The following is a 26,297-nucleotide window of genomic DNA, read 5'->3' on the forward strand; positions in this document are numbered from 1 at the left end:
CAAGGGGGCAGCACACAGGGGACGACACGCTCTGGCACGCCGCCTTCCTCCCTGAGCGGGCCCGAACGGCATACGGAGACCGCTGTCGACACAGGAGGAACCGATGACCGCTCATCAGCGCGTGACGGCTGCCAGCGCCGCCCTCGCCGCCCTCTGCGCCGTGACCGTGCTGACGCCCGCGGGCGCGTCCGCCGCCCAGGCTCCCGCGCCGCGCACCGAACGGGTGAGCGTCGGCCCGGGAGGCGTCGGGGGCAACGCCGCTTCCACGGACCCCGCCCTCAGCGCCGACGGCCGCTACGTCGCGTTCGTGTCGGCGTCGCGGAACCTGGTCGGGAACGACACCAACGGCACGCCCGACGCCTTCGTCCGCGATCTGCGCACCGGAAGAACGGAGCGTGTCAGCGTCAAGAGCAACGGAAAGGCGAGCCACGGTGTCGTACGGGAGGTGTCGCTCAGCCCCGACGGGCGGTACGCGGTCTTCACCTCCACCGCCGACGACCTCGTACGCGGTGATCCCAACGACCTCGACGACGTCTTCCTGCACGACCGGCGGACCGGCGTGACCGAACGCGTCAGCTCGACGGGCGCCTCGTACGACGCGCTGCGCGGGCCGCTGACGTACGACCCCGTGGTCAGCGGAAACGGCCGCGACGTCGCGTATGCCTCGGGCGCCGAGGACCTCGTCCGGGGGGACGCCAACGAGCGGGACGACGTCTTCCTGTACGACCGGAAGAAGCGGACTACGGAGCTGGCGCAGCTGTCCAGTACGGGCGAGCACGGGATGGGCGACGCGTTCGCGCCCGCGTTCGCGGGCGACTTGGGAGGCCGGTACCTCGCCTTCACCTCCAACGCCTCCAACCTGGTGGACGAGGAGGACCACACCGCCGCCACCGACATCTTCCTGCGCGACCGCGAGAAGGGCACCACGGAACTCATCAGCATCCCGCACAGCCACAACCGCAAGACCCCGTCATGGGGCGCCTCCCTCAGCGGGGACGCCCGCTACGTGGCATTCGCCTCGTCATCCAGGGCGCTCCGTCCCGAGGGGCCAGCCCCGACAAGCTCGCGCAATGTCTTCCTCTACGACCGCGAGACGAAGCGGATGCGGCTGGTCAGCGCCACCTCGGACGGCACACCGGGCAACGGCGACAGCGGCGGCGTCTCGCTGAGCCGGGACGGGCGCTACGCGGCGTTCACCTCCGACGCGTCGAACCTCGCGCCCGACGACGACGGCGACAGCAGCCCGGACGTCTTCCTGCGGGACATGCTGACCGGGGAGGTGCGGCTCATCAGCGACGACAGTGAGCCGGTGTTCGAGGACACCGATCCCGGGCCGCGGACCGGCGTCAGCGACGACGGCGGCGCGGTGGTGTTCGACTCCCCGGCCGGAAACCTCGTCCCCGACGACGACAACAGCGCGGCTGACGTCTTCCTGCGCCACCTCCGCTGACGCACGCCCGCTGACGTGCCCTGGCCGCCCGCCGCGCTCCCGCCTGGGACGGCGGCTCCGGGGCGGGCGGGCCCGCCCCGTGCGGGGCTCCGGCTCACACGGGCGGCCCGTGGCCGTCCGGAGCGCGCGCACCCTCGCCGGGGGCAGAGTCCGTGGGCTCGTAGGAAGTGGGGCGGCGCAGGGGGCCCCAGTCGTCGCGCAGCCGCGCGAGTTCCTCTTCGGCTTCGGCGATGACACGGTCGTCGATCCACGCCAGGGGAGCGACGTTGTCGATGAGGGGCTCGTTGTCGGGACCCCGCGCCACCTCGCGTGCGCGGGTGAGCCAGGGCCGTACGCCGGGCCCCTTGTCCCTGCGCAGATGGGAGTAGTCGTACAGGCGCCGCGCCACCCACAGATGCACCGGCCGGTCCTCCCACCACCGTTCCACGCGCAGCGGATTCGCCGAGAGGCCGGGCATCCGCACCCCCGTCAGCTCGTCCATGCTGCTCGCGATGGCATGGAGATCGAACTCGGGCCCCTTCGACCACCGCACGTACAAGTCGTTCCGCCGCCGGACGTACTCGGCCAGCTCCCTCAGCGATCGCACCGTCGGCAGGGACTCCGCACGCGCCGGCATGCCGTCCTCGCGCCCGGCCTCGCGACAGCCGTCACTCACGCGCACGCCCCGGTGCCGGACCGGTTCCCCACTGCGGACAGGCGCACGAGTCGGCCCGTCCGCCAGGCGGGAGCTGACCGACCACGTCGTACTCCTCTGCTGCGCGGCCTCGCCTCAGCCCTCTCACGCCCCTCACTCTCTTACTCTTCGTAGTCCTCGGGCCTCACACCGGCGTCCTCCATGGCCTCCCGCACGGTGCGCCCCTCTCCCCGCTCGGGTGGTTTGGCTTCCTGGGTTCCCTTCTCGATGACGTCGTCGGTCTTCTTCGTCTTCTCGCGGTTCTCTTCGGGAACGGTCATGCGCTCTTCTCCTTACGGCGGCGGCCTCGGCTGTCACATGTGCCCTCCGCCGTGTGTCGCGTATCCGGCACAAGCGACTTCTAACCCTCACGCCGCCGCGCGTCACTCACCCACGCGGAGCGCAGGCAGGGCGGCGACCCGGGCGACACCCTCATGCCTGGCTTCGGCTTCGGCTTCGGCCCACGGCCCGGTCGCGCGGCGCGTCGTCCGCCCTCCCGGCGCGAGCCGACGGAGCCGCCGTGGTCAGCCTCAGCCGCGCCCAGGCGTTACTGGCGTAGCCCTTTGGATTCCACACGGTTTCGGGTGACTCGGGCTGCGTGGCGCCGGTGGTGTCCCAGGCGCGGGCGCACAGGACGCTGTCCCCCTCGGCCAGGTCCACCGTCGCTCTCCAGAGCTGCCACGTCCACACGCTGTCAGGTTCGTCCACCACCGCCTGGACCCAGCTGCGGCCCCCGTCCGTCGAGACGTCCACGCGGGCCACCCGCCGGTCGTCGCCCGCGTGCGCGTAGCCGGTGATCTCCGTCGGTCCGGGCGGCACCGGACGGGTGCCGTCGGGGCGCAGGATGTCGCAGGTGAGCGCGACGGAACCGAGGGAGATGCCGTCGCCGGGGCCCGCCGTCGCGGGGTCGGCCCCGGGTGGCAGGACACGGTAGGCCGTGGCCTGGAAGTAGTTGTCGGACGGGTCGCGGCGTGCGGTGACGCGGTGCAGCCACTTCACGCTCCGGGCCCCGATCCAGCCAGGTACGACCACGCGCAGCGGGGCTCCGTGGAGGGCGGGCAGCGGATGGCCGTTTATCGACCAGGCCAGCAGCACCTCGTCGGAGAGCGCCTTGCAGAGGGGGATCGAGCCGCCGTAGGGCTGCGGCGGGTGCGCCTTGTGTGAGACGTCCGGTGCGGAGAAGGCGATGTGTTCCGCTTCGCTCTTCACTCCTGCCTTGGCCAGGACATCACCGAGCCCCACACCGGTCCACCTGGCCGTGGAGATCGCGCCGGGACCCCACGGGTCCTCCCCGGGGATGTCGCGGACGGCGATCAGTTCGGCGCGCCGGTTCCCCGCGCACTGCAAGGTCGCCGTGACCTCCCGCTCGGGGAAACGGCTGCGCAGCTCGGTCAGGGACAGCCGCAGGGGCCGTCGGACCAGGCCGTCGACGATCAGCCGCCACTCGTCCGGATCGATCAGCGGGACCGGACCGTGGTTGCGGCTGTAGAAGGACTCCACCGGGGTCACGCGCTCGCCCGCCAGCGCACGCCGCGGCGGTTCCGCGTTGAACGGTTCCCGCTCGTGGACGACGAAGTCGTGCCTTTTGCCGTGCAGCTCCATGCGGGGATGGGTGCCCTGTCCCCGGCGGGCCACGCGTCCGGGAGAGCGCCCCACTCCATCGGCGCACGCGCCGCTTCGGCTGCCGCCGGTCCACCGCGGCGCGCGCCCCGGGCCCGCCGCCCCCGCGTATCGGTGAGGAGGAGGTGGCCGGGTGGCGACACGTGACAGGCGGGTGACTGCCTGGCGCGCCATGGCGGCGGCCCCGCAGGTCAGCCAGCAGACTGTGCGCGAGGCGTGGATACGGCCGTGTCCGACGCGTCGATGGCCGCGGCATGGCGAGCCGGCATGTGGGTACCGGGACACACCCGGACACGGTGAAGGAGCAGAGGGCTGTGACTGACGTAGCGAGCAGGGGCCCCGAAGAGGGCGACGACCGGCCGGTACTGACGAACCGGCAGGGACATTCCGTCTACGACAACCAGAACCAGCGCACCGTCGGCCCCCGGGGTCCGGCGACCCTGGAGAACTACCAGTTCCTGGAGAAGATCAGCCACTTCGACCGGGAGCGCATCCCTGAGCGTGTCGTCCACGCGCGGGGGGTGACGACCTACGGTTACTTCGAGAGCTACGGGAAGTGGGGCGACGAGCCCATCAGCCGCTACACCCGGGCCAAGCTCTTCCAGGAGGAGGGCAAGCGCACCGATGTCGCCGTGCGGTTCTCCACCGTGATCGGCGGACGCGACTCGTCGGAGGCGGCGCGCGACCCCCGCGGTTTCGCGGTGAAGTTCTACACCGAGGACGGCAACTGGGACCTCGTCGGCAACAACCTCGGCGTCTTCTTCATCCGGGACGCCATCAAGTTCCCCGACGTCATCCACGCCCTCAAGCCCGACCCGGTCTCCCACGAGCAGAAGCCCGCGCGGATCTTCGACTTCATGTCGCAGACCCCCGAGTGCATGCACATGCTGGTGAACCTCTTCAGCCCGCGCGGCATCCCCTCCGACTACCGCCACATGCAGGGCTTCGGCGTCAACACCTACAAGTGGGTCAACAGCCAGGGGGACACCGTCCTGGTCAAGTACCACTGGCTGCCCAAGCAGGGCGTGCGCAGCATGACCGAGGAGGACGCGGCCAACGTCCAGGCGGCCGAGCTGGGGCACGCGACGAAGGACCTGTACGAGGCGATCGGGCGCGAGGACTTCCCCGAGTGGGAGCTGGTCGTGCAGATGATGTCCGACGACGAGCACCCGGAACTGGACTTCGACCCGCTCGACGACACCAAGACGTGGCCCGAGCAGGACTTCCCGCCGAAGCCGGTGGGCCGGATGGTGCTGAGCCGCGTCCCGGACAACTACTACGCGGAGAACGAGCAGGCCGCGTTCGGCACCGGCGTGCTCGTCGACGGCCTGGACTTCTCCGACGACAAGATGCTGGTCGGCCGGACCTTCTCCTACAGCGACACCCAGCGCCACCGGGTCGGCCCGAACTACCTCCAGCTGCCCGTCAACCAGGCCAAGCACGCCCACGTCGCCACCAACCAGCGCGACGGCCAGATGGCGTACGACAACACTCACGGCGGTGAGAACCCGGAGGTCAACTACGAGCCGTCGATCACCGGCGGTCTGCGGGAGGGGCAGTACCCGACCCACGACGACCAGGGGCCACTGATCGAGGGGCGCCTGACCCGCCAGCGCATCCCGCGGACCAACGACTACCTCCAGGCCGGTCAGCGCTACCGCCTGATGGAGGACTGGGAACGCGACGACCTCGTAGCCAACTTCACCGCTCTCATCTCGCAGTGCGCCCGGCCGGTGCAGGAGCGCATGGTCTGGCACTTCCTGCTGGTGGAGAACGAGCTCGGGCTGCGCGTCGGTGAGGGCCTGGGCATCCGGCCCAAGGACGTGTCCCATCTCAAGCCCCTGGCGGGCCAGGACCTGACCGACGAGGACCGCAAGCGCATGGCGAACCTCGGGGACAACCCGCCCCGGGACGTCGCGGGCCTGACCATGACCCACTGCGTGCCCAACCAGCGGCACGTCGTCTCGCGCTGAGCCCGCCCGCCGTCAGCGCCGCCCGCGGGCCGGAGACCCGGCCGCGGGTGTGGTGCCGGCCCCGGCCCTGGCCGCGCCATGAGCGGCACTGGCGCCCGCCGCCGCTGTGGTGACGGGCCGGGGTCCGGGGACAGGGCGCGCCGTACACGGGGTTCCCATACCGTGGTTTTCTGGTCGTTTCCTCCCAGCGAGAAGGGCGTGCCCGCTATGCCATCCGACTCCGGCCCTGTTTTCGGGCAGTCGCCTGTTGCCAGTGCGGCAGCCGCGCGCCCCTTCGACGCTCTGGGCGCGACGTACGAGAAGGCCTACGCCGGGGACCCGGAGCGGCTCGCCGCCATCGAGTGGCTGCTGGCCCGGCTGCCGACCGGCGCCCAGGTCCTGGACATCGGTTGCGGTACGGGGCGCCCGACCGCGGCGATGCTCGCGGAACAAGGGCACCAGGTCACAGGGATCGACGTGTCGGAGGCGATGGTGGAGCTGGCGCGGGCCCAGGTGCCCCAGGCCCGCTTCCAGCAGGCCGACGTGCGGACGCTGGCCGACGCACCGGACGCCTGGGACGCGGTGATCGCGTTCTTCCTGGTGCTGCAGATGTCCCGGGCCGATATCGACAGCACACTCCAGCGGATCGCCGACTGGCTGCGCCCCGGTGGCTACTTCCTCTTCTCCACCCTGCCGTGCGACGTGGAGGACACCGAGATGATGGTGCTGGGCCAGCCCATCCGGATCACCAGCTATCCAGCTGAGGTCTTCGCACAGCGGCTGCGCGCCGCCGGACTGGAAGTCCTCCACGAGCGGGTCAGCGAATTCCAGCCGGACTTCCCCGGCATGGACGCCGAGAAGCATCTGTTCGTCTACGCCCGCAAACCCGGCGGCACGACGGTCTCATGACGCGGAAAATGGCGCTCTCATGACGCGGAAGGGGAACCCGGCACGGGCACACCAGGGCCTGGCGGGCGCGGTGACGTCCGCAGAACGGGTCAGGGCGCAGCGCGAGCGCGGTCACCGGCGGCTCCTGGAACCGCTCACCCGCCTGGGGCACAGTCCGCCCGGCCACGCCACGCTGACCTGGGTGGGCGACCTCCAGCAGGGTGACGGAGGCAAGGGGGCCATGACCGACCGGCTGGCGCCCTGCCACCAGATCGTGGTCCGCGCGCAGGGCGGCGACAACGCCGGTCACACCAGCGTGTTCGCCGCGCCCGACGGCCGGTCACTGGTGCTGCAGAGCCATCTCGTGCCGTCCGGGATGCGCCACCCCGGCGTCGTCGGGCTGATCGCCAACGGGGTGCTGGTCAACCCGCGGACGTTGCTCAGCGAGGTGGACCAGCTCGCCGAGCGCGGCATCGACGTGGCCCAGCGCCTGCTCCTGAGCGACCGCGCCCATCTGGTGCTGCCCCTGCACCGTCTCGCGGACGAGCGCCAGGAAGGACGGCGCGCCCGCAGTTCCGACGCCATCGGCACCACACACCGCGGCATCGGCCCGGCCAACGTCAGCAGAGTCAACCGCAGCGGCGTGCGGGTCCGTGACCTGGCCGACCCGGCACTGGTCGAGCGTCGCCTGCGGCAGAGCGCCGCGCTCTTCGGCCTGTCGGCGGAGCACGCGGACGACAGCCTCACGTGGCTGCTCGGCTATGCGGACCGGCTCCTGGAGTACGCGGTGGATTCGGTGCGGTTCCTGCACGCCGCCGTGGACGCCGGTTACGGCATCCTGTTCGAGGGCGCCCAGGGGCCGCTCATCGACATCGACCACGGGATCTATCCCTACGTCACCACGTCATCGACGACCGTCCACGCCGTGGCGGGCGGCACCGGAATCGACACGGCCAGGATCAGCCACCGCGTCGGCGTACTCAAGGCGTACCAGACCATGGTCGGCAACGGGGCCTTCGTGTCCGAGGACACCGGTGAACTCGGCGGGACGCTCCGCAGCCTGGGCGAGGAGACCGGCACCACCACGGGCCGCCCGCGCCGCTGCGGCTGGCTCGATCTCGCGCACGCCCGGTGGGCGGTGGAGCTGAACGGCTACACCAGCCTCGTCCTCACCAAACTCGACGTCCTGGACGGCTTCGACACCGTCGGGGTGTGCGTGGGCTACGAGCACGAGGGCGAGAAATACCTGGGCTTCCACCCCGACGAGGAGTATCTGCGCGCCTGCACCCCGATCTACGAGTTCCTGCCCGGCTGGGGTCGCCCGACCCGCCGCGCCCGGTGCTACGACGACCTGCCCCAGCAGGCCAAGGACTTCGTCGCCTTCGTCGCCGACTATCTGGAGCTGCCGGTCAGCGGAGTCAGCACCGGACCGGCGGAGGACGACCTCCTCGTCGTGGCCGGGGGAGAGCTGAGCGGCCTGATGGGGCGGGCGGCGGTGCGAGCGCCGCGGGCGGCCGCCCGCGACGGCCGGGGGTCTCGGCCGCGCCGGGTCCTCGTCTTCAGCGGCGCCGCGCCGGGCAACCGTCCTCAGTACCGCCAGTCCGCCGCCGACCTGGGAATGGTCTGCGGGGCGAAGGGCGTGGGCATCGTGTACGGGGCCGGTGGCGTGGGCATCATGGGCGCGCTGTCCGACGCCGCGCTCGCCACCGGCGGCGAGGTCATCGGCGTCATCCCCCGCGCGCTGATGGACCGCGAGTTCGGGCGCACCGACCTGCCGGACCTGCGCGTCGTCGAGACCATGCACGAGCGCAAACTCCTGATGCGGGAGCTGAGCGACGCCGTCATCGCACTGCCGGGCGGCTACGGCACCTTCGAGGAGCTGTTCGAGTTCATCACCTGGGCGCAGCTCGGCCTGCACCGCAAACCGGTGGTACTCCTGGACGACACCGGGTACTTCACTCCGTTCCTCGCGCTGATCGACCACGCGCGGCACGAGGGCTTCCTCACCGCGGAGGACCGCGCCCTGGTCAGCCAGGCCACCACGGTGGACCAGGCCCTCGACATCGCCCTCGGAGGCTGAGGCGCCGACGAGCCCCGGGGGCGCGACCGCGCACGAACCGGAACCGGAAAGACAACGAGAGGGCCCCTCGTGCCTGTTGACGGATATGCCGACAGCCTGTCCCTGGTGGCGCGCGTCCAAGCCCATGGAGCGGGAGAGTTCTCCCTGCTCGGGCGCGGCTGGGAGCTCTTCGACGGAGTGTGGCTCCCCACGCTGTCCTACGGCACCGAGTTCTACACCACACGTCTGCCCTATCCACGGCGTGGATCGTTCCTTGAGGTGGGCAGCGGCGCCGGGGTGACCGCCGTACACGCCGCGCTCACCGGCTGCGACGCCGTGACCGCGACCGACGTGAACTCCCGCGCGGTCGCCAACACCGCGCGCAACGCCGAGCGGCACGGGGCCCACGTCACCGCTCTGACCAGCGACGTGTTCGCCGCTCTCCCCGGCCACGCGAGATTCGACTGCGTCTTCTGGAACATCCCCTACGTCAGGGTCCCAGCCGGCTACCAGCACTCCAGCGACATCACCAAGGCCGTGTTCGACGCCGACCACCGGCTGTGCCGGAGCTACCTCTCCGGGGCGGCGGACGTCCTGGCCCCCGGCGGGCGGCTCTTCCTCGGCCTCGGCGATATCGGGGACACGGCCGCGGTCCACCGCATCGCGGGCGAGTACGGCTGGGACGTGCGGCTCATGGCCGCGGGCAGGCACGCGCCAGACCCGCACATCGAGCACCGGCTGTTCGAGCTGACCCGGCGGTGAAGGCCCGTGGGCAGCCCGGCCGACGGGTCATCGCGGCAGGTCAGTAGAGTTCGGCTGCCGTCCTCCCCGACCTTCGAGGTACCCCCTGTGAACGCCGCGCCACCCGCACCCCGTGACGACACCGGGCCCGTGACGGTCGTGGGCATCGGCGCCGACGGGTGGACCGGCCTCGCCGCGACGGCGCGGGAGGCGCTGCGGGAGGCCGACGTCGTGATCGGCGGCCCGCGCCAGCTCGCCCTGCTTCCCGAGGAATGCGCCGGGCAGCGCGTTCCGTGGCCCTCGCCGCTGCGCCCGGCGGTCGCCGCGCTGGTCGCCGCCCACGCGAGGCGCCGCATCGCCGTGCTGGCCAGCGGCGACCCGTTCTTCTTCGGCATAGGCCGGGCCCTGAGCGAGGAACTGGGCGCGGAGCGGCTGCGCGTCCTGCCGCACCCGTCGTCCGTCGCGTACGGCTGCGCCCGCCTCGGCTGGCCCCAGGAGGACACCGACGTCGTCAGCCTCGTCGGACGGCCCCTGGCCGCCCTCAGCCGCTCGCTCTACGACCGGCGGCGGCTGCTCGTCCTCAGCGCCGGGGCGCACTCGCCCGCCGAGGTGGCGGCGCTGCTGCGGGACCGCGGCTTCGGGCCGAGCACGCTGCGGGTCCTCGAACAGCTCGGCGGCGAGCGGGAGCGCGCGCTGACGGGAACGGCGGCCGACTGGCCGCACCCGCCGGGCGACGCCCTGAACCTCATCGCCGTCGAATGCCGCGCCGCGCCGGACGCCGTCCGGCTCTCCGCCGTACCGGGGCTCCCCGACGAGGCGTACGAGCACGACGGGCAGCTGACCAAGCGCCATGTGCGGGCCGCGACGCTCGCCGCGCTCGCCCCCGCCCCCGGCGAACTGCTCTGGGACATCGGCGGCGGTTCCGGCTCCATCGCCGTGGAGTGGCTGCGGGCCCACCGCGCCTGCCGCGCCGTGACCGTGGAACGTGACCCCGCACGCGCCGCACGCATCGGACGCAACGCCGAAGCGCTGGGCGTACCCGCGCTCCGCGTCATCACCGGCAAGGCGCCCCGAGCACTGGCCGGGCTGCCCGCCCCGGACGCCGTGTTCATCGGCGGCGGCCTGACCACGCCGGGCCTGCTGGAGACCTGCTGGTCCGCCCTCCCCACCGGGGGACGGCTGGTCGCCAACACGGTGACGCTGGAGTCGGAGGCGCTGCTCGCCGACTGGTACCGGCGGCACGGCGGCGAACTCGTGCGGCTCGCCGTCGCGCGCGCGGTGCCCGTAGGCGGCTTCACGGGATGGCGGCAGGCGATGCCCGTCACCCAGTGGGCCGTGGTCAGACCCGCCGACGGCGCCGGGCGGCCCGGCGCCGCGACGGGAGAACAAACGGCTGGACCGGACCGAGGAGAGAAACGATGACGGTGTACTTCATCGGCGCCGGGCCCGGCGCCGCCGACCTGATCACCCTGCGCGGAGCGCGCACCCTGGCGCGCTGCGGGGTGTGCCTGTACGCGGGCAGCCTCGTACCCCGTGAACTGCTGGCCGAGTGCCCGCCGGACGCCCGGCTCGTCGACACCGCCCAGCTCAACCTCGACCAGATCGTCGACGAACTCACGCGCGCCCACGAGGCGGGCCGGGACGTGGCCCGGCTGCACTCCGGCGACCCGTCGGTCTTCAGCGCCGTCGCCGAGCAGATGCGGCGCCTGGACGCGGCCGGGGTGCCGTACGAGATGATCCCGGGCGTCCCCGCGTTCGCCGCGGCGGCGGCGGCCCTGGGACGGGAGCTGACGGTGCCCACCGTCGGCCAGACCGTCATCCTCACCCGCGTCGCCCAGCAGGCCACGCCCATGCCGGAGGGCGAGGACCTCGCCACCCTCGGGCGCAGCGGCGCCCTCCTCGTCCTGCACCTCGCCGCCCGCTACGTGGACCGTGTCGTCGCTGAGCTGCTTCCGCACTACGGGGCGCACTGCCCGGCCGCCGTGGTGGCCATGGCCAGCCGCCCCGACGAACTCGTGCTGCGCGGCACGCTGGAGACCATCGCCGGGCAGGTGAAGGCGGCGGGCGTGGTCAGGACAGCGGTGATCATGGTGGGCCGCACGCTGGGCGCGGAGCAGTTCAGCGACAGCTACCTCTACTCGGCGGAGCGTGAGCGGGCCTCAGCCGACGGACAGGCTCTTGCCGACGACCGAGCCCTCAGTCCCGGGGCTGAGGACGCCGGTGAGCCGGCCTGAGCAGTCGGTGCCCGCGCGGACGCGCACCACGGCGTCCGTGCCGTTCGAGACGTTGACCGGGCTCTGATCCAGCGGGTAGCACCCGCTGGGGTCGGTGTGCTTGACCGAGCCGATGACCAGCTGCCCCTTGGCCGCGTACGCGGAAGCCGGGACGGCGAGGGCGAGCGCCCCCGCGGCGGCGAGGACGCCGAGCGTCCGGGAGAGCCTGCGCATAGTGGTTCCTCCTGTGCCCTGGACCGCGCCGGAACGCGACAGGTCCTGCCGCCCATGATCGGCGCGCGGCGGGCAGCGGACCGCCTGGACTGAGCCGTCGGGGTGGTCCTCAGGGGCGCCCGGGCGGCCCCGCCGGAGCCGCGCGGCCCACGACCGTCCCCGCGCGGTCGATGCAGAGGACGTCCACCGCGACCGGCGCCCCGCGCAGCACGCCCAGCGCCTGGTCACGCGCTTCCTGGGCGACCAGGTCGCCCAGCGGCACGCCGCGCGCCGCACACAACTGCACGGTCTCCAGGCCGGTGTTGGCGCCCGCCACCGCGAGCGCCAGCTCCTCGTCGGCTCCGCCGCGCCGGGCGAGAGCGGCGAGGAAGTCCTTGTTCACCTGGCTGCGAGCGGAGTGCAGGTCCAGATGACCGGCGGCGAGCTTGGAAAGCTTCGCGAAGCCACCGGCGATGGTCAGCCGGGGCACGGGGTGGCGGCGGACGTACTTCAGTACCGCGCCCGCGAAGTCGCCCATGTCCAGCAGCGCGTCCTCCGGCAGGCCGTGCTCGGCGACAGCCACCTTCTCGGAGGTGGAACCGGTACAGCCCGCGACATGGGTGCGCCCGGCGGCCCGCGCGACGTCCACTCCGCGCCGGATGCTGTCGATCCACGCGGAGCACGAGTACGGCACGACGATGCCCGTGGTGCCCAGGATGGACAAGCCGCCGAGGATGCCGAGGCGCGGGTTCCAGGTGCTGCGGGCGATCTCCTCGCCGTGGTCCACCGACACCTCGATCTCGACGTCGCCGCGCCCGCCGCACCGCGCGGCGACCGCCGCGACGTGCTCGCGCATCATCTGCCGGGGGACCGGGTTGATCGCCGGTTCACCGACCGGCAGCGGCAGCCCGGGGCGGGTGACGGTGCCGACGCCGGGACCGGCCCGGAAGACGACCCCGGAACCGGGCGGCAGCTCCCTGACCGTCGCCCGCACCAGCGCGCCGTGCGTGACATCGGGATCGTCTCCGGCGTCCTTCACGATGCCCGCCATCGCCCGGCCTCCGGCCAGCTCCTCGGCCGCCAGCGCGAACGCGGGCCGCTGGCCCTTGGGCAACGTGATCGTCACCGGGTCGGGGAAGTCGCCGCTGAGCAGCGCGGTGTACGCGGCGCTGGCCGCCGCCGTCGCACACGCGCCGGTCGTCCAGCCGGGACGCAGCCCGGTGTGCTGGAGCTGCGCGCCACGCCCGCCCTTGGCGGCCGGTTCAGCCACGATGGCCACCACCGCCCGCGGCCGCGCGCGGGCCACCCCGTACCGTGGCGCACGCGTACGCGCCCGTGTGTGCCCACCGGCCGACGGGCCGGGGCCGGGCAGGGGCGTCCGGCCAGCGGGACCGACCAGGGAATGAAGAGATGACGGCGCCACCCCACGTACTGATCCTCGGCGGCACCACCGAAGCCCGCCGCCTGGCGGCGCGGCTCGCCGAGCCGACCCGCGCCCGGCCGGTACCGCCCCGGGTCACCACATCCCTCGCCGGGCGGGTCGCCGAACCCAGGCTGCCCGTCGGAGAGGTACGCGTCGGCGGCTTCGGAGGCGCCGAGGGCATGGCCGACTGGCTGAGCGACCACCACGTGGACGCGCTCATCGACGCCACCCATCCTTTCGCCGACACGATCAGTTTCAACGCCGCCAGGGCGGCGGCCACCGCCCATGTTCCCCTGCTCGCCCTCCGGCGCCCCGGCTGGGTCGCCGGACCCGGAGACCGCTGGCACCAGGCCGCCTCGCTGGCCGAGGCCGCCGAGCTGCTGCCCGCGCTGGGGGAGCGGGTCTTCCTCACCACCGGGCGGATGGGGCTCGCGGCCTTCGCCCACCTCACCGGCCAGTGGTTCCTCGTCCGCTCGGTCGACGCCCCCGACCCGCCCGCGCCGCCGCGCATGGACGTGCTGCTCGACCGCGGCCCCTTCAGCCTCGAAGGGGAGGCGGAGCTGCTGCGCCGCCACCGGATCGACGTGCTCGTGACCAAGGACAGCGGCGGCCGGGCCACCGCGGCCAAGCTCACCGCCGCGCGCGAGGCGGGCGTGCCCGTCGTGGTGGTCCGCCGCCCGCCCGTACCAGCGGGAATCGCCGCGGCCACCGATGTTCCCGGGGCCGAGGAGTGGCTGCGGCGGACCCTCGGCTGACCGCGCTCAGGCCGGCGGGTAGCGGCGCGGCGTCCACACGATCCGGGTGCCGTCGCCGCGCCGCACCGTCCGCGTCTGGGACGACCCGACCAGCAGGATCGTGCGCATATCGACCTGATCGGGCTCAAGGTCGGCCAGCCGTACGATCCGTACGCTCTCCTCCGGACCGCCCACGTCCCGGCCGAGCACCACGGGGGTGTCCGGCGCGCGGTGCTCAAGCAGCAGCTCACGGGCCTTGCCGACCTGCCAGATACGGCTGCGTGAACCCGGGTTGTACAGGGCGAGCACGAGGTCGGCGGCGGCGGCCGCGCGCAGCCGCTCGGCGATGACCTCCCACGGCTTGAGCCGGTCGGACAGCGACACCACGGCGTAGTCGTGCCCCAGCGGGGCGCCCGCCTTGGCGGCCGCCGCGTGCGCGGCCGTCATACCGGGCAGCACCCGTACGGGGACCTCCCGGTACGGGTCCTCGGACGCCGCCTCCAGCACGGCCGTCGCCATCGCGAAGACACCGGGGTCGCCGGAGGAGACGACGGCGACCCGCCGCCCCCGCTGGGCGAGATCGAGCGCGAACTCCGCGCGCACCGCCTCCACCTTGTTGTCGGACGCGTGCCGCCGCTGACCCGGCCGGACCGGGACCCGGTCGAGATACGTGGTGTAGCCGACCAGGTCGTCGGCGGCGGCCAGTTCGCCGCGCGCCTCCGGCGTGAGCCACATCGGCCCGGCCGGGCCCAGACCCACCACGACGACCTCACCCGGCGCCGCCGGTGAGCCGCCTCCGGCCGCCGGTGACGCGGTCTCGCCGCGCCGTGCGTCGATCCGGCTCGGCAGCACCGCCACCGAGAAGTACGGCACCGACTCGGGGGCCACATCGGCCAGCGCGCCCGTGCGCTCCCCGCTCATCGTGGCCCGCTCCACATACCGCGCGTCGTCCAGCCGCCCGGCCCGCTCCAGGGCGCGCCGCACGGTCGGGAAGGTCCGGCCCAGCTTCAGCACGACCGCCGCGTCCGTGGAGGCCAGCCGCGCCGCCAGCTCCTCCTCGGGCAGCGTGCCCGGCAGGATCGTCAGCACCTCCTCGGCCTCCACCAGCGGCTTCCCCAGGCGCGCCGCCGCGGCGCTGACCGAGGTGACGCCCGGGACGACCTCCGTGGGATAGCGGTCGGCGAGCCGCTTGTGCATGTGCATGTACGAGCCGTAGAAGAGCGGATCGCCCTCGGCGAGCACCGCCACGGTGCGTCCCGCGTCCAGATGCGCGGCGAGCCGGGCGGCGGCCTCGGCGTAGAACTCCTCCATGGCGCCCCGGTAGCCGCCCGGGTGGTCGGTGGACTCGGTGGTGACCGGGTAGACCAGGCGCTCCTCGATGTGGTCGGCGCGCAGATGCCGCTCGGCGATGGAGCGCGCGATGCTCCGGCCGTGCTGGGCGCTGTGGTAAGCGACCACATCGGCCTCGGCGATGACCTCAACGGCCCGCACCGTCATCAGGGAAGGGTCGCCCGGGCCGAGGCCGACGCCGTAGAGCCTGCCTCTGGCGCCACCCGCCGGGCCGGCCGCCCGTTCCTGCTGCTCGCTCACTCTGCCTCGCTCGCTATCGCGTTGATCGCGGCCGCGGCGATGGCGCTGCCGCCCCGCCGTCCGCGCACCACCAGGTGGTCAAGCGCCGCCGGATGCCCGGCCAGCGCCTCCTTCGATTCGGCGGCGCCGATGAAACCGACCGGCACCCCGATGATCGCGGCGGGGCGCGGCGCGCCCTCGTCGATCATTTCCAGCAGCCGGAACAGCGCGGTGGGCGCGTTGCCGATGGCGACGACGGAGCCTTCCAGCCGGTCGCGCCACAGCTCCAGCGCCGCGGCGCTGCGGGTGGTGCCCATCCGCTGCGCGAGCCCGGGCACCGAGGGGTCGGCCAGGGTGCAGACCACGTCGTTGTCGGCGGGCAGCCGCTTGCGTGTGACACCGCTGGCGACCATGTTCGCGTCGCACAGGATGGGCGCACCGGCGCGCAGCGCCTCGCGGGCCACGGCCACCACCTTCGGGGTGTACGCGAGGTCCCGCACGAGGTCGACCATGCCGCACGCGTGGATCATCCGCACCGTGACCTGGCTGACGTCCGGCGGCAGGGCGCCCAGGTCGGCCTCGGCGCGGATGGTGGCAAAGGATGCGCGGTAGATGGCCGCGCCGTCCTTCTTGTAGTCGAACACTGTGTCCTCGATGTCCTTAACTCTGTCCTCGGTCGAACCGGTCCGTCCGCTGGTCCCCGCGGTGAGCGCGCCGGGATCGCTCATGGGTGCGCCCGCGCCGTCGCCACCGCTTCGGCCAGCCCAGCCCACCGCGTCCGCCCCACGCGCACGGCCGCGGGCGTGGCCGCCGCACCCGACGCGTCCGCCGGAGCGGCTGGGCCCGCTGCTCCGCGTACGGAGACCCGGTAGCCGTCCTCGTCCGCCAGCACGTCCACCCAGCTGCCGGTGGGATGCCCGCACCTGCGGGCGCAGCCGGACCAGTAGACCGGAAGCCGCCGTTCCGCGTGCGGGGGGCCGTCGTCGTCAGGTGTGCCGTCGCCGGGCGCCGCCGTCACCGCCAGCACCCGCGCCGCGTCCGCGCGCACGTCCGCCAGGGACTTGGCGCAGCCAGGACGGCCCGTGCAGGCTCCCGCTCCGGACCAGGGTGAGGAGGCGTCGGTGACGAACCCGGCAGCGGCCAGCTCCGGCAGCAACCGCCGGGCGCCGGTCGAGGTCAGCCCGGGGACCACCACGCCGCGCCAGGGTGTCACACGCAGTCCGCCCGCCCCGTGGCGGGCGGCGGCCGCCACGAGCAGCCGCCATCGCGCCACGGACAGCCGCCCCAGCGGCGCGGCCACCGACAGGGCGCACCGGCCACCGTCAGCCCCGTGCACCAGGCCCAGCGCGGGCGGTGGGCCCAGCGGGTGCGCGGCGCCGGGCGCGGTGGGCCCAGCGGGTGCCGCCGTGATCCCCGCCGCGGCCAGCGCCGCGCGCAACCGCCGCTCCGTCACCGCGTGTTCGCGCGGCAGCTCCCGTACCCGCCAGGCGCGTGTGCCGCTCTCACCCGCCGCCGTCAGAAAGGTGAGGGCGGCGAACAGCGCGGCGCGGGGCGCGTCTTCGGCGCGCACCCGCAGCGGTACACCATGGCCGTCCGCGTCCGCCGCCGGGTCGCCGCCCGCCGCGCCGGGGGCGGAACCGACGCGCAGCAGCGCGCCGCCACCAGGCTCTGCGATCAATGTCACATCACCCCCGAGCGCCGCCACATCGCCCCTGCCGTCATCCAGGGCGAACAGGAACCGGCCCGACAAACCGGTCGCCTCATCGGACCCGCACAGCAACGCGTCCAGCGCCCGCGCCCACGGCACCACGTCCGCGTGGCCCGCGCCGTCAAGGCCCGAGAGCGGAGAAACGGCCACATTGCGTACCCGCTCATGCCGGTCGGAGGGGAGCAGCCCCGCCGACCGCAGCCGGTCGGCGAGCGCGCCGCCGCAACCGGCACCGAGCCCGCGCAGCTGCACATTGCCCCGTGAGGTGAGATCCAGCCGGCCGTCACCCAAGTCGTCGGCGGCCAGCGCCAGTTCCTCCGCCTGGCGCGCTGTCAGCAGCCCGCCCGGCAGTCGCACGCGCGCCAGAAAGCCGTCGTCGGCCTCGTGCAGCCGCAGCGCGCCGGGGCACGCGTCGCCGCCCGCGCGGCGCGGTGGTTCCTCCCCAGTTGGGGTGGTTGTCGGGGTGAGGGACATGGCGGCGAGCATACCGACGATCCCCCCGGCCGCTCCGTGGCGTACCAGGTCAGCACCGTGCGCCCGGGAGACGGTGGGCGGCGCCCGGGACGCCGGCCGCGCCCTGCGGGAACGCGTCACGCCCGGCGCACGGACCGCCTTATCAGGCCGTGTGCCCATGGCGCGACCAAGTGGCTCACCCGGTCGTGGTGACCGGTGAGGATCACGTACGGGGCGAACGCCCAGGTCGTTACTATGCTCCCCGGCGGGCCTCCCGGCTCGCCGGACGCCAGCGACGGCGCCAGGGGAGGAAGCCGGTGGAAGCCCGGCGCGGTCCCGCCACTGTGAGCTAGGCAGCGATGCCCCGCGAGCCAGGAACTCCCGCCGTCCTCACAACCCGCCCGGGGCGCGGACCCCGAGGAAGGCTGCTGCCGCATGATCCTCCTGCTGTCGACGTCCGACACCGACCTGCTCAGCGCTCGTGCGGCCGAGGGCCCCGTGCCCTACCGCCTCGCCAACCCCGCCCGGCTCGGCCTCGACGACCTCCCCGCCCTGCTCGACGGCACCGAACTCGTCGTCGTACGGCTCCTCGGCGGAGTCCGCGCCTGGCAGGAGGGCCTGGACCTCCTGCTGGCGGGGGACCGCCCCGTCGTCGTCCTCACCGGCGAACAAGCCCCCGACGCGCAGCTGATGGAGGCCTCCACGGTCCCCATCGGCATCGCCGCCGAGGCGCACGCCTACCTCGCGCACGGCGGGCCCGCGAACCTCGCCCAGCTCGCCACCTTCCTCTCCGACACCGTGCTGCTCACCGGCCACGGCTTCGCCCCGCCCGAGGCCGCCCCCACCTGGGGCGAACTGGAGCGCACCGCCAGCCCCGACGCCACCGGGCCGGTGATCGCGGTGCTCTACTACCGCGCCCACCACATGAGCGGCAACACGGCCTTCGTCGAGACGCTGTGCCAGGCGGTCGAGAACGCGGGCGGCCGCGCCCTGCCGCTGTTCGTCGCCTCGCTGCGGGCCCCCGAACCCGAGCTGATCGACGCGCTCGGCGCCGCCGACGCCGTCGTCACCACCGTCCTCGCCGCGGGCGGCACCCGGCCCGCCGAAGCGTCCGCCGGAGGCGACGACGAGTCCTGGGACGCGGGCGCCCTCGCCGCGCTCGACGTGCCGATCCTCCAGGCGCTGTGCCTCACCGGCACCCGCGCCGCGTGGGAGGAGAGCGACGAGGGCCTGTCGCCGCTGGACGCCGCCACCCAGGTCGCCGTTCCCGAGTTCGACGGCCGCCTGATCACCGTCCCGTTCTCCTTCAAGGAGGTCGACGAGGACGGGCTGCCGGTGTACGCCGCCGACCCCGAGCGGGCCGCCCGCGTCGCCGGAATCGCCGTACGGCACGCCCGGCTGCGGCACATCCCCGCCGCCGACAAGCGCCTCGCGCTGGTGCTCTCCGCGTACCCGACCAAGCACTCCCGCATCGGCAACGCCGTCGGCCTCGACACCCCCGCCAGTGCCGTCGCTCTGCTGCGCAGGCTCCGCGCCGAAGGCTGGGACCTCGGCCCGGAGGAAGGTCCCGAGGCGCTGCCCGGCCTCGCCTCCGGCGTCGGCGACGAGCTGATCTACGCCCTCATCGAGGCGGGCGGCCACGACCAGGAATGGCTCACCGAGGAGCAGCTGGCCAGCAACCCGGTCCGCATCCCCGCGGCCGACTACCGCCAGTGGTTCGATCGGCTGCCCAAGACGCTGCGCGACTCCGTCGAGGAGCACTGGGGCCCGCCGCCCGGGCAGATGTTCGTCGACACCAGCCGCGACCCCGAGGGGGAGATCGTGCTGGCCGCGCTGCGGCGCGGCAACCTCCTCGTCCTCATCCAGCCGCCGCGCGGCTTCGGCGAGAACCCCATCGCCATCTACCACGACCCCGACCTGCCGCCCTCGCACCACTACCTGGCCGCCTACCGCTGGATCGCCGCCTCCCAGGAGGAGGGCGGCTTCGGCGCCGACGCCATGGTCCACCTCGGCAAGCACGGCAACCTGGAGTGGCTGCCCGGCAAGAACGCCGGGCTCTCCGCCGCCTGCGGCCCGGACGCCGCACTCGGCGACCTGCCGCTGATCTACCCCTTCCTCGTCAACGACCCCGGTGAGGGCACCCAGGCCAAGCGCCGGGTGCACGCCACCCTGGTCGACCACCTGGTGCCGCCGATGGCCCGTGCCGAGTCGTACGGCGACATCGCCCGCCTGGAACAGCTGCTGGACGAGTACGCGGCCATCTCCGCGATGGACCCGGCGAAGCTGCCCGCGATCCGCGCCCAGATCTGGACGCTCATCCAGGCCGCCAAACTCCACCACGACCTCGGCCTCGAAGACCGCCCCGACGACGACGGGTTCGACGACTTCCTGCTGCACGTCGACGGCTGGCTGTGCGAGGTCAAGGACGCCCAGATCCGCGACGGACTCCACATCCTCGGCGGCGCCCCGGAGGGCCCCGCGCGGGTCAACCTCGTCCTCGCGATCCTGCGCGCCCGGCAGATCTGGGGCGGCACCACCGCCCTGCCGGGCCTGCGGGAGGCGCTGGGCCTGGACGAGTCGGCCGCCACCCGCACCGGCGCCGACGAGGCGGAGGAATCCGCCCGTGCGCTCGTGCAGGCCATGGACGACGCGGGCTGGGACCCGGCGGCGACGGAGCGGGTCTGCGCGTCCGTGCCGGACGAGCGCCGCGCCGGAGTCGCCGCCATCCTCGACTTCGCCGCCCGCGAGGTCGTGCCCCGGCTCGCCGCCACCACCAACGAGATCGACCACGCCGTGCACGCGCTGAACGGCGGCTTCGTCCCGGCGGGGCCGTCGGGCTCGCCGCTGCGCGGACTGGTCAACGTGCTGCCGACCGGCCGCAACTTCTACTCCGTCGACCCCAAGGCGGTGCCCAGCCGCCTCGCGTGGGAGACGGGCCAGGCCCTCGCCGACTCGCTGTTGGAGCGCTACCGCAACGACAACGACGGCACGTGGCCGCAGTCCGTCGGCCTGTCCCTGTGGGGCACGAGCGCCATGCGCACGGCGGGCGACGACATCGCGGAGGCGATGGCGCTGCTCGGTGTCCGACCGGTGTGGGACGAGGCGTCCAGGCGCGTCACCGGACTCGAAGCCATCCCGCTGGACCAGCTCGGCCGCCCCCGCGTGGACGTCACCCTGCGCATCTCCGGCTTCTTCCGCGACGCGTTCCCGCACGTGGTGGGCCTGCTGGACGACGCGGTGCGGCTCGCCGCCTCGCTGGAGGAGAGCGACAGCGACAACTACGTACGGGCCCACACCCAGGCCGACCTCGCCGAACACGGCGACGAACGCCGCGCCACCACCCGTATCTTCGGCTCCCGCCCCGGCACCTACGGCGCCGGTCTGCTCCAGCTGATCGACAGCCGCGACTGGCGCACCGACGCCGACCTCGCCGAGGTCTACACCGTCTGGGGCGGCTACGCCTACGGCCGCGGCCTCGAAGGCCGCCCGGCGCGGGCCGAGATGGAGACCGCGTACAAGCGCATCGCCGTCGCGGCGAAGAACACCGACACCCGCGAACACGACATCGCCGACTCGGACGACTACTTCCAGTACCACGGCGGCATGGTCGCCACCGTGCGCGCCCTGAAGGGCACGGCGCCCGCCGCGTACATCGGCGACAGCACCAGGCCGGAGACGGTCCGCACCCGCACGCTCCACGAGGAGACCTCACGCGTCTTCCGCGCCCGCGTCGTCAACCCCCGCTGGATCGAGGCGATGCGCCGCCACGGCTACAAGGGCGCCTTCGAGCTGGCCGCGACCGTCGACTACCTCTTCGGCTACGACGCCACCACGGGCGTCGTCGCCGACTGGATGTACGACCAGCTCGCGCAGAGCTACCTCCTCGACCCGGAGAACCGCGCCTTCCTTGAGGAGGCCAACCCGTGGGCGCTGCACGGCATGGCCGAGCGGCTGCTTGAGGCCGAGAGCCGTGGCCTGTGGGACGAGCCGGACCCGCAGACGCTGGCGGCGGTGCGCGAGCTCTACCTGGAAACCGAGGGCAACTTGGAGGGTGGGGCAGGCGGGGCGGGCCGGGCGGGCGGCACCGATGACTGAGCCGGTGACGGCGCTGGAGTCCGTGGCGTGGCTGTGCGTACGGGACGGGCGGCTGCTCGCCGTACGCACGCGGGGCAGGGACACCTTCTACCTGCCCGGCGGCAAGCTCGAACCCGGTGAGAGCGGCCCGCGGGCGCTTTCCCGCGAACTCGCCGAGGAACTGGGCGTGGACGCCGACGCCGAGACCCTGACCGAGTCCTTCGTCATCCACGACGAGGCCCACGGCCAGGACGGGCGGCCGCTGCGCATGACGTGCTACAGCGGCCCCGCGACCGGAGAGCCACGCCCGGGCCGCGAGATCGCGGAACTGGCCTGGTTCGGCACGGAGGACACCGCACGCTGCGCCTCAGCGATGCGCCAGGTACTGGCCAGGCTCGCGGCGGCGGGTGCCGTCACGCGGTAACGCGGTTCGGGTGCACGCGCGTGTGTGCGTGTGGTGGCCCACGCGGCCGGTGGAGACGATGCGCCGATCACGTGGGCTTTCGCCTGGGCCGTGTCCGGCGGATCGTGCTGCGGCTCCTGCTGGGGAGGGGAGCCCCTGTCCGTGCGCGTTGCGGGGTGCGGGTGCGTCCGTGGCTGGTCGCGCAGTTCCCCGCGCCCCTGGTGGGGCGCACAGCCGTTTGCCGGGTCGGGGTTGCTTCCCCCTGGGTCTGGTGGCCTGGGGCCGGCCCCGTGGGCGGTCTGACGCCGGGCGCGCGTGTTCCGCCGGACGCTTCCTGGCGCTCGCCCGGGCCGGGAGTGCTGTCCGGTGTGCCGCCGTGCGCCCCTGGCTGTCCGCTCAGCGGCCCCCGCGCCGCGGCGGCGCGTCGTTTATCCGGTAGCCCAGGCCATCCCGGCCTGGTTAGCATCCCTGGCATGTACTTCCATCAGATCTACGGCTGACACGGCGGCGGGCCACGCGCCCGCTGCTCCCTCGCCCGCCCTGGACACGTGCGGAGCACGACAGGCCACGCCGTCGTGCCGCTGCCAGGCGCCGGGCTGTCGTGTCCGCCCGTAGAACTGAGACGAGACATTTCCCATGGACCGCGAGCGCGCGCATATCGCCATGATCGGCATTCCCGCCGTCAGCCACATCCTGCCCAGCCTGGAGATCATCCGGGAACTGGTGGCCCGGGGTCACCGCGTCACCTACGCCAACGACCCGGCTGTGGCCGGGCTGATCACGCCTACTGGGGCCGAGTTCGTCGGCTCCGCGTCGCTGCTGCCGTTCGCCGACAATGACTGGCCGGAGGACCCGGTCGCCGCGATGGGCCTCTTCCTCGACGACGCCATCGCGGCACTGCCGCGACTGCGCGCCGTCTACGCGGCTGACCGCCCTGACCTCTACCTCTACGACATCGGGGGATATGCGGGCCGCGCGCTCGCCGAGGAGCAGGGCCGCGCCGCCGTCCAGCTCTCTCCCGCCCACGTCGCGTGGAAGGGCTTCGAGCGGGAAGTCCTCGGCCCGGTCAGGCAACTTCCGGGCGCGGACGCCTACTTCGCGAGGTTCGCGGCGTGGCTCGCCGCTTCCAACGCCACGACCAAGGACGTCGATGCCTTCGCCGGGCGGCCGCGGCGCGTCGTGGCCACCATCCCCCGCGCCATGCAGCCCCACGCCGACACGGTCGACCCGGAGGTCGTGAGCTTCGTCGGCCCGTGCTTCGGCGACCGGAGTGGCCAGGGGGAGTGGAACCGGCCCGCCGGTGCGGCGAGGGTGCTGCTTGTCTCACTCGGCTCGGCGTACACCCGGCAGCCGGAGTTCTACCGGCGGTGCCTGGCGGCCTTCGGTGGCCTGCCCGGCTGGCATGTGGTCCTCCAGATCGGGAAGTACACCGACCCGGCGGAGCTGGGGGAGATCCCGGCCAACGTCGAGGTGCACTCCTGGGTGCCGCAGCTGGCGATCCTGGCGCAGGCCGACGCCTTCGTCACCCACGCGGGGATGGGCGGCTGCAGCGAGGGCCTGTTCCACGGAGTGCCCATGATCGCCGTACCGCAGGGCGCGGACCAGTTCACCAACGCCGACCGGCTCGTCGAGCTGGGCGTGGCGCGCCGCATCGACACCGAGGACGCCACCGCCGACGTGCTGCGCGCCGCCCTGATCGAGCTGACGGCCGACGACGGTGTCGCCCGGCGGCTGGCGGGGCTGCGCGCCGACGCGCGCGCCGAAGGCGGCACCGCGCGGGCCGCCGACCTCATCGAGGACATGCTCGGCTGACCGGCCGCGCGCCGCCGAAGGTCAGGCGGGGCGGCTGACCGCTTTCGCCCGGTCAGCCGCCCCGCCGCTACGGGCACACACGCGGCGGTGGGGTCGCCTCGTGTGGTGCCCGGCTCAGAGCCGCCCGGGCCAGGCCGGACGGCGTACCAGCTCGAACCACTCCTGGTCGTACTGCCCGGGCACGGTCTTGCCCGCATCGGCCCAGCGCTGCGCGAGCGCCGCGTAGATCGGTACCGGGGGCGTCGGGGGGCGAGGCTGGAACACGGGCTGCAACGGGGGCTGGGGACGGGGGTCGGACTGAGGCTGGGAGTGGGGATGGGGAGCTGAGTGGAGAACCGTTTCCTCAGGCGCTACGTACTGCGTTTCTGAGGGCTGGCTCAGAGCACTCCGGCTGTACGCGGAGGCACGCTGCATCGTCATCACGCCAGGCAAACGCCCGCCGGTGCGCCCCGGTCACGAAGAGCGGGGGGTCCTCACCCATACCGGCGGGCGCTCGAACGGGCCAGCGACGCGGCGGCCCACCGGAGAAGCCGTGGGGCGCGCGGGGTCGCCGGGCGGCCCACGGCGCCGCTCCGCACCGCCCCGGGCAAGTGGACTAGACCTCTGGAGCGGGAGGGGGTACAAATATGACGCGCGGGGGATCACTGTTCGCGCTTCACAGCGCCCGTTGGGAGGCACCTAATGTCCGCGAAGACTGCGGCTCGGGAGAGTGACCAGCCTGGCCGGATCATGTCCGGTGAGATGTCCGAGCAGCCCGCGGTGCTGCGCCGGATTCTGGAGGTGGGCGGCCCGCAGATCCGCGAGGTCGCCGAGGCGGTCGCGGCACGCGCCCCGCGCTTCGTGCTGCTGACCGGGCGCGGTACCTCCGACAACGCGGCGCTGTACGCCAAGTACCTCCTTGAGGTGCGGCTGGGGCTGCCGTGCGGGCTGACGTCGATGTCGACGACCACGGCGTACGGGGCGAAGCCCGAGCTGACGGACGTGCTGGTGATCACCGTCAGCCAGTCGGGCGGTTCGCCGGACCTGGTGGCGTCGACCCGGGCGGCCCGCGAGGCGGGGGCGATCACCCTTGCCGTGACCAACAACGCGCGGTCGCCGCTGGCCGAGGTCTCCGAGTTCCACATCGACGTGCTGGCGGGCGAGGAGAAGGCCCTCCCGGCGACGAAGACGTACACCGCGGAGCTGCTGGCCCTGTACCTGTTCGTGGAGGGGCTCGCCGGAGGCGACGGCGCGGCGGCGAAGGAGCTCCCGGAGCTGGCCCGGCAGATCCTGGACCGCCAGGGGGAGGTCCGGCAGCTCGCGGCGCGTTACCGGTTCGCTGAGCGGATGGTGCTGACGTCGCGTGGCTACGGCTATCCGACGGCGAAGGAAGCCGCGCTGAAGCTGATGGAGACCAGCTACATTCCCGCTCTGTCGTACTCCGGCGCGGACCTGCTGCACGGTCCGCTGGCGATGGTGGACAACATCTCGCCGGTCATCGCGATCGTCACCGACGGCAAGGGCGGCGAGGCGTTGCAGCCGGTGCTGGAGCGGCTGCGGGGCCGGGGCGCCGACCTGACGGTCATCGGCACGGCGGCCGAGGTGGCCAAGGCATCGGCCGGGTTCGCCCTGCCGACCGAAGGGGTCCCGGAGGAGCTCCAGCCGATCCTGGAGATCCTGCCGCTCCAGATGCTGGCGTACGAGGTCACGATCGCGCGCGGTCAGGACCCGGACGCGCCGCGCGCCCTGGCCAAGGTCACCGAAACGCACTGACCGGGCCGTACTGTCAGCTCCGTGCCGACCGCCGCGGCACGGAGCTGACCGATGCCCGCCCGGGCGCCCGCGCCCGCGCGTGGGCAACGCTCTGCCGGCACCGGTCCGTGGCCTCCGGCACCGGTCCGTGGCCTCCGGCACCGGTCCGTGGCTTCGCCGCCAGGGCCCGCCTGGCGGGCCGGTTCAGGGTCGCGGTGGGCGTGCGGAAGAGTGCCATGACAACGCGTCGCGCGAGAGGTCGCGCGGCAGCCACACAACCGTCGGCCACGGCGTGCGGAGCGCGCCGTGCCGGTGTCACCCCGAAGTCCGTGTTCCGAAAGGCTTTCCATGACCATCGTGATGTCTCCGCTGACTGGGCGCGTCATTGGACTCGCGGCCGTGCCCGACCCGGTGTTCTCCGGTGCGATGGTGGGCCCGGGCACCGCGATCGACCCCGTACGCGAAGAGGGAGTCGCTGTCGCACCCGTGGACGGCGTCGTCCTGTCCCTGCATCCGCACGCGTTCGTGATCGTGGATGAGTCGGGGCATGGGGTGCTGACGCATCTGGGGATCGACACCGT

At 73.4% G+C, this 26,297-nt stretch carries 22 protein-coding genes and 1 riboswitch; of the genes, 13 read left to right on the forward strand and 9 right to left on the reverse strand.

Annotated elements, in window-relative coordinates; genetic code table 11:
* The first annotated feature begins 103 nt into the window (after positions 1-103).
* The gene (locus AC5P1B_RS27990; protein ID WP_493890613.1) at positions 104-1,450 is read left to right on the forward strand and encodes a TolB-like translocation protein; all 1,347 of its coding nucleotides are present in this window, start codon (positions 104-106) and stop codon (positions 1,448-1,450) included.
* A gap of 94 nt (positions 1,451-1,544) precedes the next feature.
* Here AC5P1B_RS27990 and AC5P1B_RS27995 read toward each other — a convergent pair whose 3' ends face one another.
* The 3 genes from AC5P1B_RS27995 to AC5P1B_RS28005 form a co-directional block, all read right to left on the reverse strand.
* Positions 1,545-2,066, reverse strand: a complete 522-nt coding sequence (locus AC5P1B_RS27995; RefSeq protein ID WP_493890653.1) for a DUF6098 family protein — start codon at positions 2,064-2,066, stop codon at positions 1,545-1,547.
* 179 nt (positions 2,067-2,245) lie between these two features.
* Positions 2,246-2,404: a hypothetical protein gene (locus tag AC5P1B_RS28000; RefSeq protein WP_493890614.1), complete on the reverse strand. Its 159-nt coding sequence runs from the start codon at positions 2,402-2,404 to the stop codon at positions 2,246-2,248.
* 151 nt (positions 2,405-2,555) lie between these two features.
* Positions 2,556-3,725 (reverse strand): sulfite oxidase, encoded by a 1,170-nt coding sequence (locus AC5P1B_RS28005; RefSeq protein ID WP_493890616.1) that lies wholly within the window; start codon positions 3,723-3,725, stop codon positions 2,556-2,558.
* 332 nt (positions 3,726-4,057) lie between these two features.
* Between AC5P1B_RS28005 and AC5P1B_RS28010 the strand changes: the two genes are divergently transcribed.
* From AC5P1B_RS28010 to cobM, 6 genes are all read left to right on the forward strand, one after another.
* Entirely contained in the window at positions 4,058-5,716 is a 1,659-nt protein-coding gene (locus AC5P1B_RS28010; RefSeq protein ID WP_493890617.1) for a catalase, read from the forward strand.
* Between the two features lie 207 nt (positions 5,717-5,923).
* Positions 5,924-6,604 (forward strand): class I SAM-dependent methyltransferase, encoded by a 681-nt coding sequence (locus AC5P1B_RS28015; RefSeq protein WP_493890619.1) that lies wholly within the window; start codon positions 5,924-5,926, stop codon positions 6,602-6,604.
* Between the two features lie 19 nt (positions 6,605-6,623).
* A complete protein-coding gene (locus tag AC5P1B_RS28020; RefSeq protein ID WP_493890620.1) occupies positions 6,624-8,663 on the forward strand; it encodes an adenylosuccinate synthase in 2,040 nt (679 codons plus the stop codon).
* A 69-nt stretch (positions 8,664-8,732) separates the two neighbouring features.
* A complete protein-coding gene (locus tag AC5P1B_RS28025) occupies positions 8,733-9,404 on the forward strand; it encodes a methyltransferase (RefSeq protein WP_493890622.1) in 672 nt (223 codons plus the stop codon).
* Positions 9,405-9,491: 87 nt separating this feature from the next.
* The gene (gene cbiE, locus AC5P1B_RS28030) at positions 9,492-10,805 is read left to right on the forward strand and encodes a precorrin-6y C5,15-methyltransferase (decarboxylating) subunit CbiE (protein WP_493890624.1); all 1,314 of its coding nucleotides are present in this window, start codon (positions 9,492-9,494) and stop codon (positions 10,803-10,805) included.
* Positions 10,802-11,617 carry a precorrin-4 C(11)-methyltransferase gene (cobM, locus tag AC5P1B_RS28035; protein ID WP_493890626.1) on the forward strand — a complete coding sequence of 272 codons (816 nt, stop codon included), beginning with the start codon at positions 10,802-10,804 and terminating at the stop codon, positions 11,615-11,617. The genes cbiE and cobM overlap by 4 nt, the downstream gene beginning before the upstream one ends.
* On the opposite strand, the gene AC5P1B_RS28040 is transcribed toward cobM, so the two are convergent.
* Positions 11,543-11,830: a hypothetical protein gene (locus AC5P1B_RS28040; protein ID WP_493890627.1), complete on the reverse strand. Its 288-nt coding sequence runs from the start codon at positions 11,828-11,830 to the stop codon at positions 11,543-11,545. The genes cobM and AC5P1B_RS28040 overlap by 75 nt on opposite strands.
* Positions 11,831-11,939: 109 nt before the next feature.
* Positions 11,940-13,079 (reverse strand): cobalt-precorrin-5B (C(1))-methyltransferase, encoded by a 1,140-nt coding sequence (locus AC5P1B_RS28045; RefSeq protein ID WP_493890629.1) that lies wholly within the window; start codon positions 13,077-13,079, stop codon positions 11,940-11,942.
* Between the two features lie 140 nt (positions 13,080-13,219).
* Here AC5P1B_RS28045 and AC5P1B_RS28050 point away from each other — a divergent pair, with 140 nt between their 5' ends.
* A complete protein-coding gene (locus AC5P1B_RS28050; protein WP_493890631.1) occupies positions 13,220-13,987 on the forward strand; it encodes a cobalt-precorrin-6A reductase in 768 nt (255 codons plus the stop codon).
* 6 nt (positions 13,988-13,993) lie between these two features.
* Here the strand turns inward: AC5P1B_RS28050 and AC5P1B_RS28055 are convergent, their stop codons facing one another.
* The 3 genes from AC5P1B_RS28055 to AC5P1B_RS28065 form a co-directional block, all read right to left on the reverse strand.
* Positions 13,994-15,556 (reverse strand): precorrin-2 C(20)-methyltransferase, encoded by a 1,563-nt coding sequence (locus AC5P1B_RS28055; protein WP_493890632.1) that lies wholly within the window; start codon positions 15,554-15,556, stop codon positions 13,994-13,996.
* Positions 15,553-16,179, reverse strand: coding sequence for a precorrin-8X methylmutase (locus AC5P1B_RS28060; RefSeq protein ID WP_493890655.1), 627 nt, complete (start codon positions 16,177-16,179; stop codon positions 15,553-15,555). The genes AC5P1B_RS28055 and AC5P1B_RS28060 overlap by 4 nt, the downstream gene beginning before the upstream one ends.
* Before the next feature lie 80 nt (positions 16,180-16,259).
* Positions 16,260-17,717: a ferredoxin-like domain-containing protein gene (locus AC5P1B_RS28065; protein WP_493890633.1), complete on the reverse strand. Its 1,458-nt coding sequence runs from the start codon at positions 17,715-17,717 to the stop codon at positions 16,260-16,262.
* A 286-nt stretch (positions 17,718-18,003) separates the two neighbouring features.
* Positions 18,004-18,077: riboswitch (cobalamin riboswitch) on the forward strand.
* Between the two features lie 54 nt (positions 18,078-18,131).
* Here AC5P1B_RS28065 and cobN point away from each other — a divergent pair.
* The 3 genes from cobN (at position 18,132) to AC5P1B_RS28080 (ending at position 23,985) form a co-directional block, all read left to right on the forward strand.
* Positions 18,132-21,791, forward strand: coding sequence for a cobaltochelatase subunit CobN (gene cobN / locus AC5P1B_RS28070; protein ID WP_493890635.1), 3,660 nt, complete (start codon positions 18,132-18,134; stop codon positions 21,789-21,791).
* Positions 21,784-22,194: an NUDIX hydrolase gene (locus AC5P1B_RS28075; protein WP_493890637.1), complete on the forward strand. Its 411-nt coding sequence runs from the start codon at positions 21,784-21,786 to the stop codon at positions 22,192-22,194. The genes cobN and AC5P1B_RS28075 overlap by 8 nt, the downstream gene beginning before the upstream one ends.
* Positions 22,195-22,809: 615 nt before the next feature.
* Entirely contained in the window at positions 22,810-23,985 is a 1,176-nt protein-coding gene (locus tag AC5P1B_RS28080; RefSeq protein WP_493890638.1) for a macrolide family glycosyltransferase, read from the forward strand.
* A 114-nt stretch (positions 23,986-24,099) separates the two neighbouring features.
* On the opposite strand, the gene AC5P1B_RS28085 is transcribed toward AC5P1B_RS28080, so the two are convergent.
* Entirely contained in the window at positions 24,100-24,249 is a 150-nt protein-coding gene (locus AC5P1B_RS28085) for a hypothetical protein (protein WP_493890640.1), read from the reverse strand.
* A 417-nt stretch (positions 24,250-24,666) separates the two neighbouring features.
* Here AC5P1B_RS28085 and AC5P1B_RS28090 point away from each other — a divergent pair, with 417 nt between their 5' ends.
* Both AC5P1B_RS28090 and AC5P1B_RS28095 read left to right on the forward strand, forming a co-directional pair.
* Positions 24,667-25,737: an SIS domain-containing protein gene (locus AC5P1B_RS28090; protein ID WP_493890641.1), complete on the forward strand. Its 1,071-nt coding sequence runs from the start codon at positions 24,667-24,669 to the stop codon at positions 25,735-25,737.
* Between the two features lie 327 nt (positions 25,738-26,064).
* On the forward strand, positions 26,065-26,297 hold a 233-nt coding region (locus AC5P1B_RS28095; RefSeq protein ID WP_493890642.1), incomplete at its 3' end, for a PTS sugar transporter subunit IIA.

The organism is Streptomyces sp. A01 (assembly GCF_059026195.1).

Excerpts from the sequence above, each read along its gene's own strand:
- AC5P1B_RS28020 (WP_493890620.1), top strand. The coding sequence starts at position 6,624 with ATGACGCGGAAGGGGAACCCGGCACGGGCACACCAGGGCCTGGCGGGC.
- AC5P1B_RS28075 (WP_493890637.1), top strand. The coding sequence starts at position 21,784 with ATGACTGAGCCGGTGACGGCGCTGGAGTCCGTGGCGTGGCTGTGCGTA.
- AC5P1B_RS27995 (WP_493890653.1), bottom strand. The coding sequence starts at position 2,066 with ATGCCGGCGCGTGCGGAGTCCCTGCCGACGGTGCGATCGCTGAGGGAG.
- AC5P1B_RS28005 (WP_493890616.1), bottom strand. The coding sequence starts at position 3,725 with ATGGAGCTGCACGGCAAAAGGCACGACTTCGTCGTCCACGAGCGGGAA.
- cobM (WP_493890626.1), top strand. The coding sequence starts at position 10,802 with ATGACGGTGTACTTCATCGGCGCCGGGCCCGGCGCCGCCGACCTGATC.
- AC5P1B_RS28065 (WP_493890633.1), bottom strand. The coding sequence starts at position 17,717 with ATGTCCCTCACCCCGACAACCACCCCAACTGGGGAGGAACCACCGCGC.
- AC5P1B_RS28040 (WP_493890627.1), bottom strand. The coding sequence starts at position 11,830 with ATGCGCAGGCTCTCCCGGACGCTCGGCGTCCTCGCCGCCGCGGGGGCG.
- AC5P1B_RS27990 (WP_493890613.1), top strand. The coding sequence starts at position 104 with ATGACCGCTCATCAGCGCGTGACGGCTGCCAGCGCCGCCCTCGCCGCC.
- AC5P1B_RS28015 (WP_493890619.1), top strand. The coding sequence starts at position 5,924 with ATGCCATCCGACTCCGGCCCTGTTTTCGGGCAGTCGCCTGTTGCCAGT.
- cobN (WP_493890635.1), top strand. The coding sequence starts at position 18,132 with ATGATCCTCCTGCTGTCGACGTCCGACACCGACCTGCTCAGCGCTCGT.
- AC5P1B_RS28050 (WP_493890631.1), top strand. The coding sequence starts at position 13,220 with ATGACGGCGCCACCCCACGTACTGATCCTCGGCGGCACCACCGAAGCC.
- AC5P1B_RS28000 (WP_493890614.1), bottom strand. The coding sequence starts at position 2,404 with ATGACCGTTCCCGAAGAGAACCGCGAGAAGACGAAGAAGACCGACGAC.
- AC5P1B_RS28080 (WP_493890638.1), top strand. The coding sequence starts at position 22,810 with ATGGACCGCGAGCGCGCGCATATCGCCATGATCGGCATTCCCGCCGTC.
- AC5P1B_RS28090 (WP_493890641.1), top strand. The coding sequence starts at position 24,667 with ATGTCCGCGAAGACTGCGGCTCGGGAGAGTGACCAGCCTGGCCGGATC.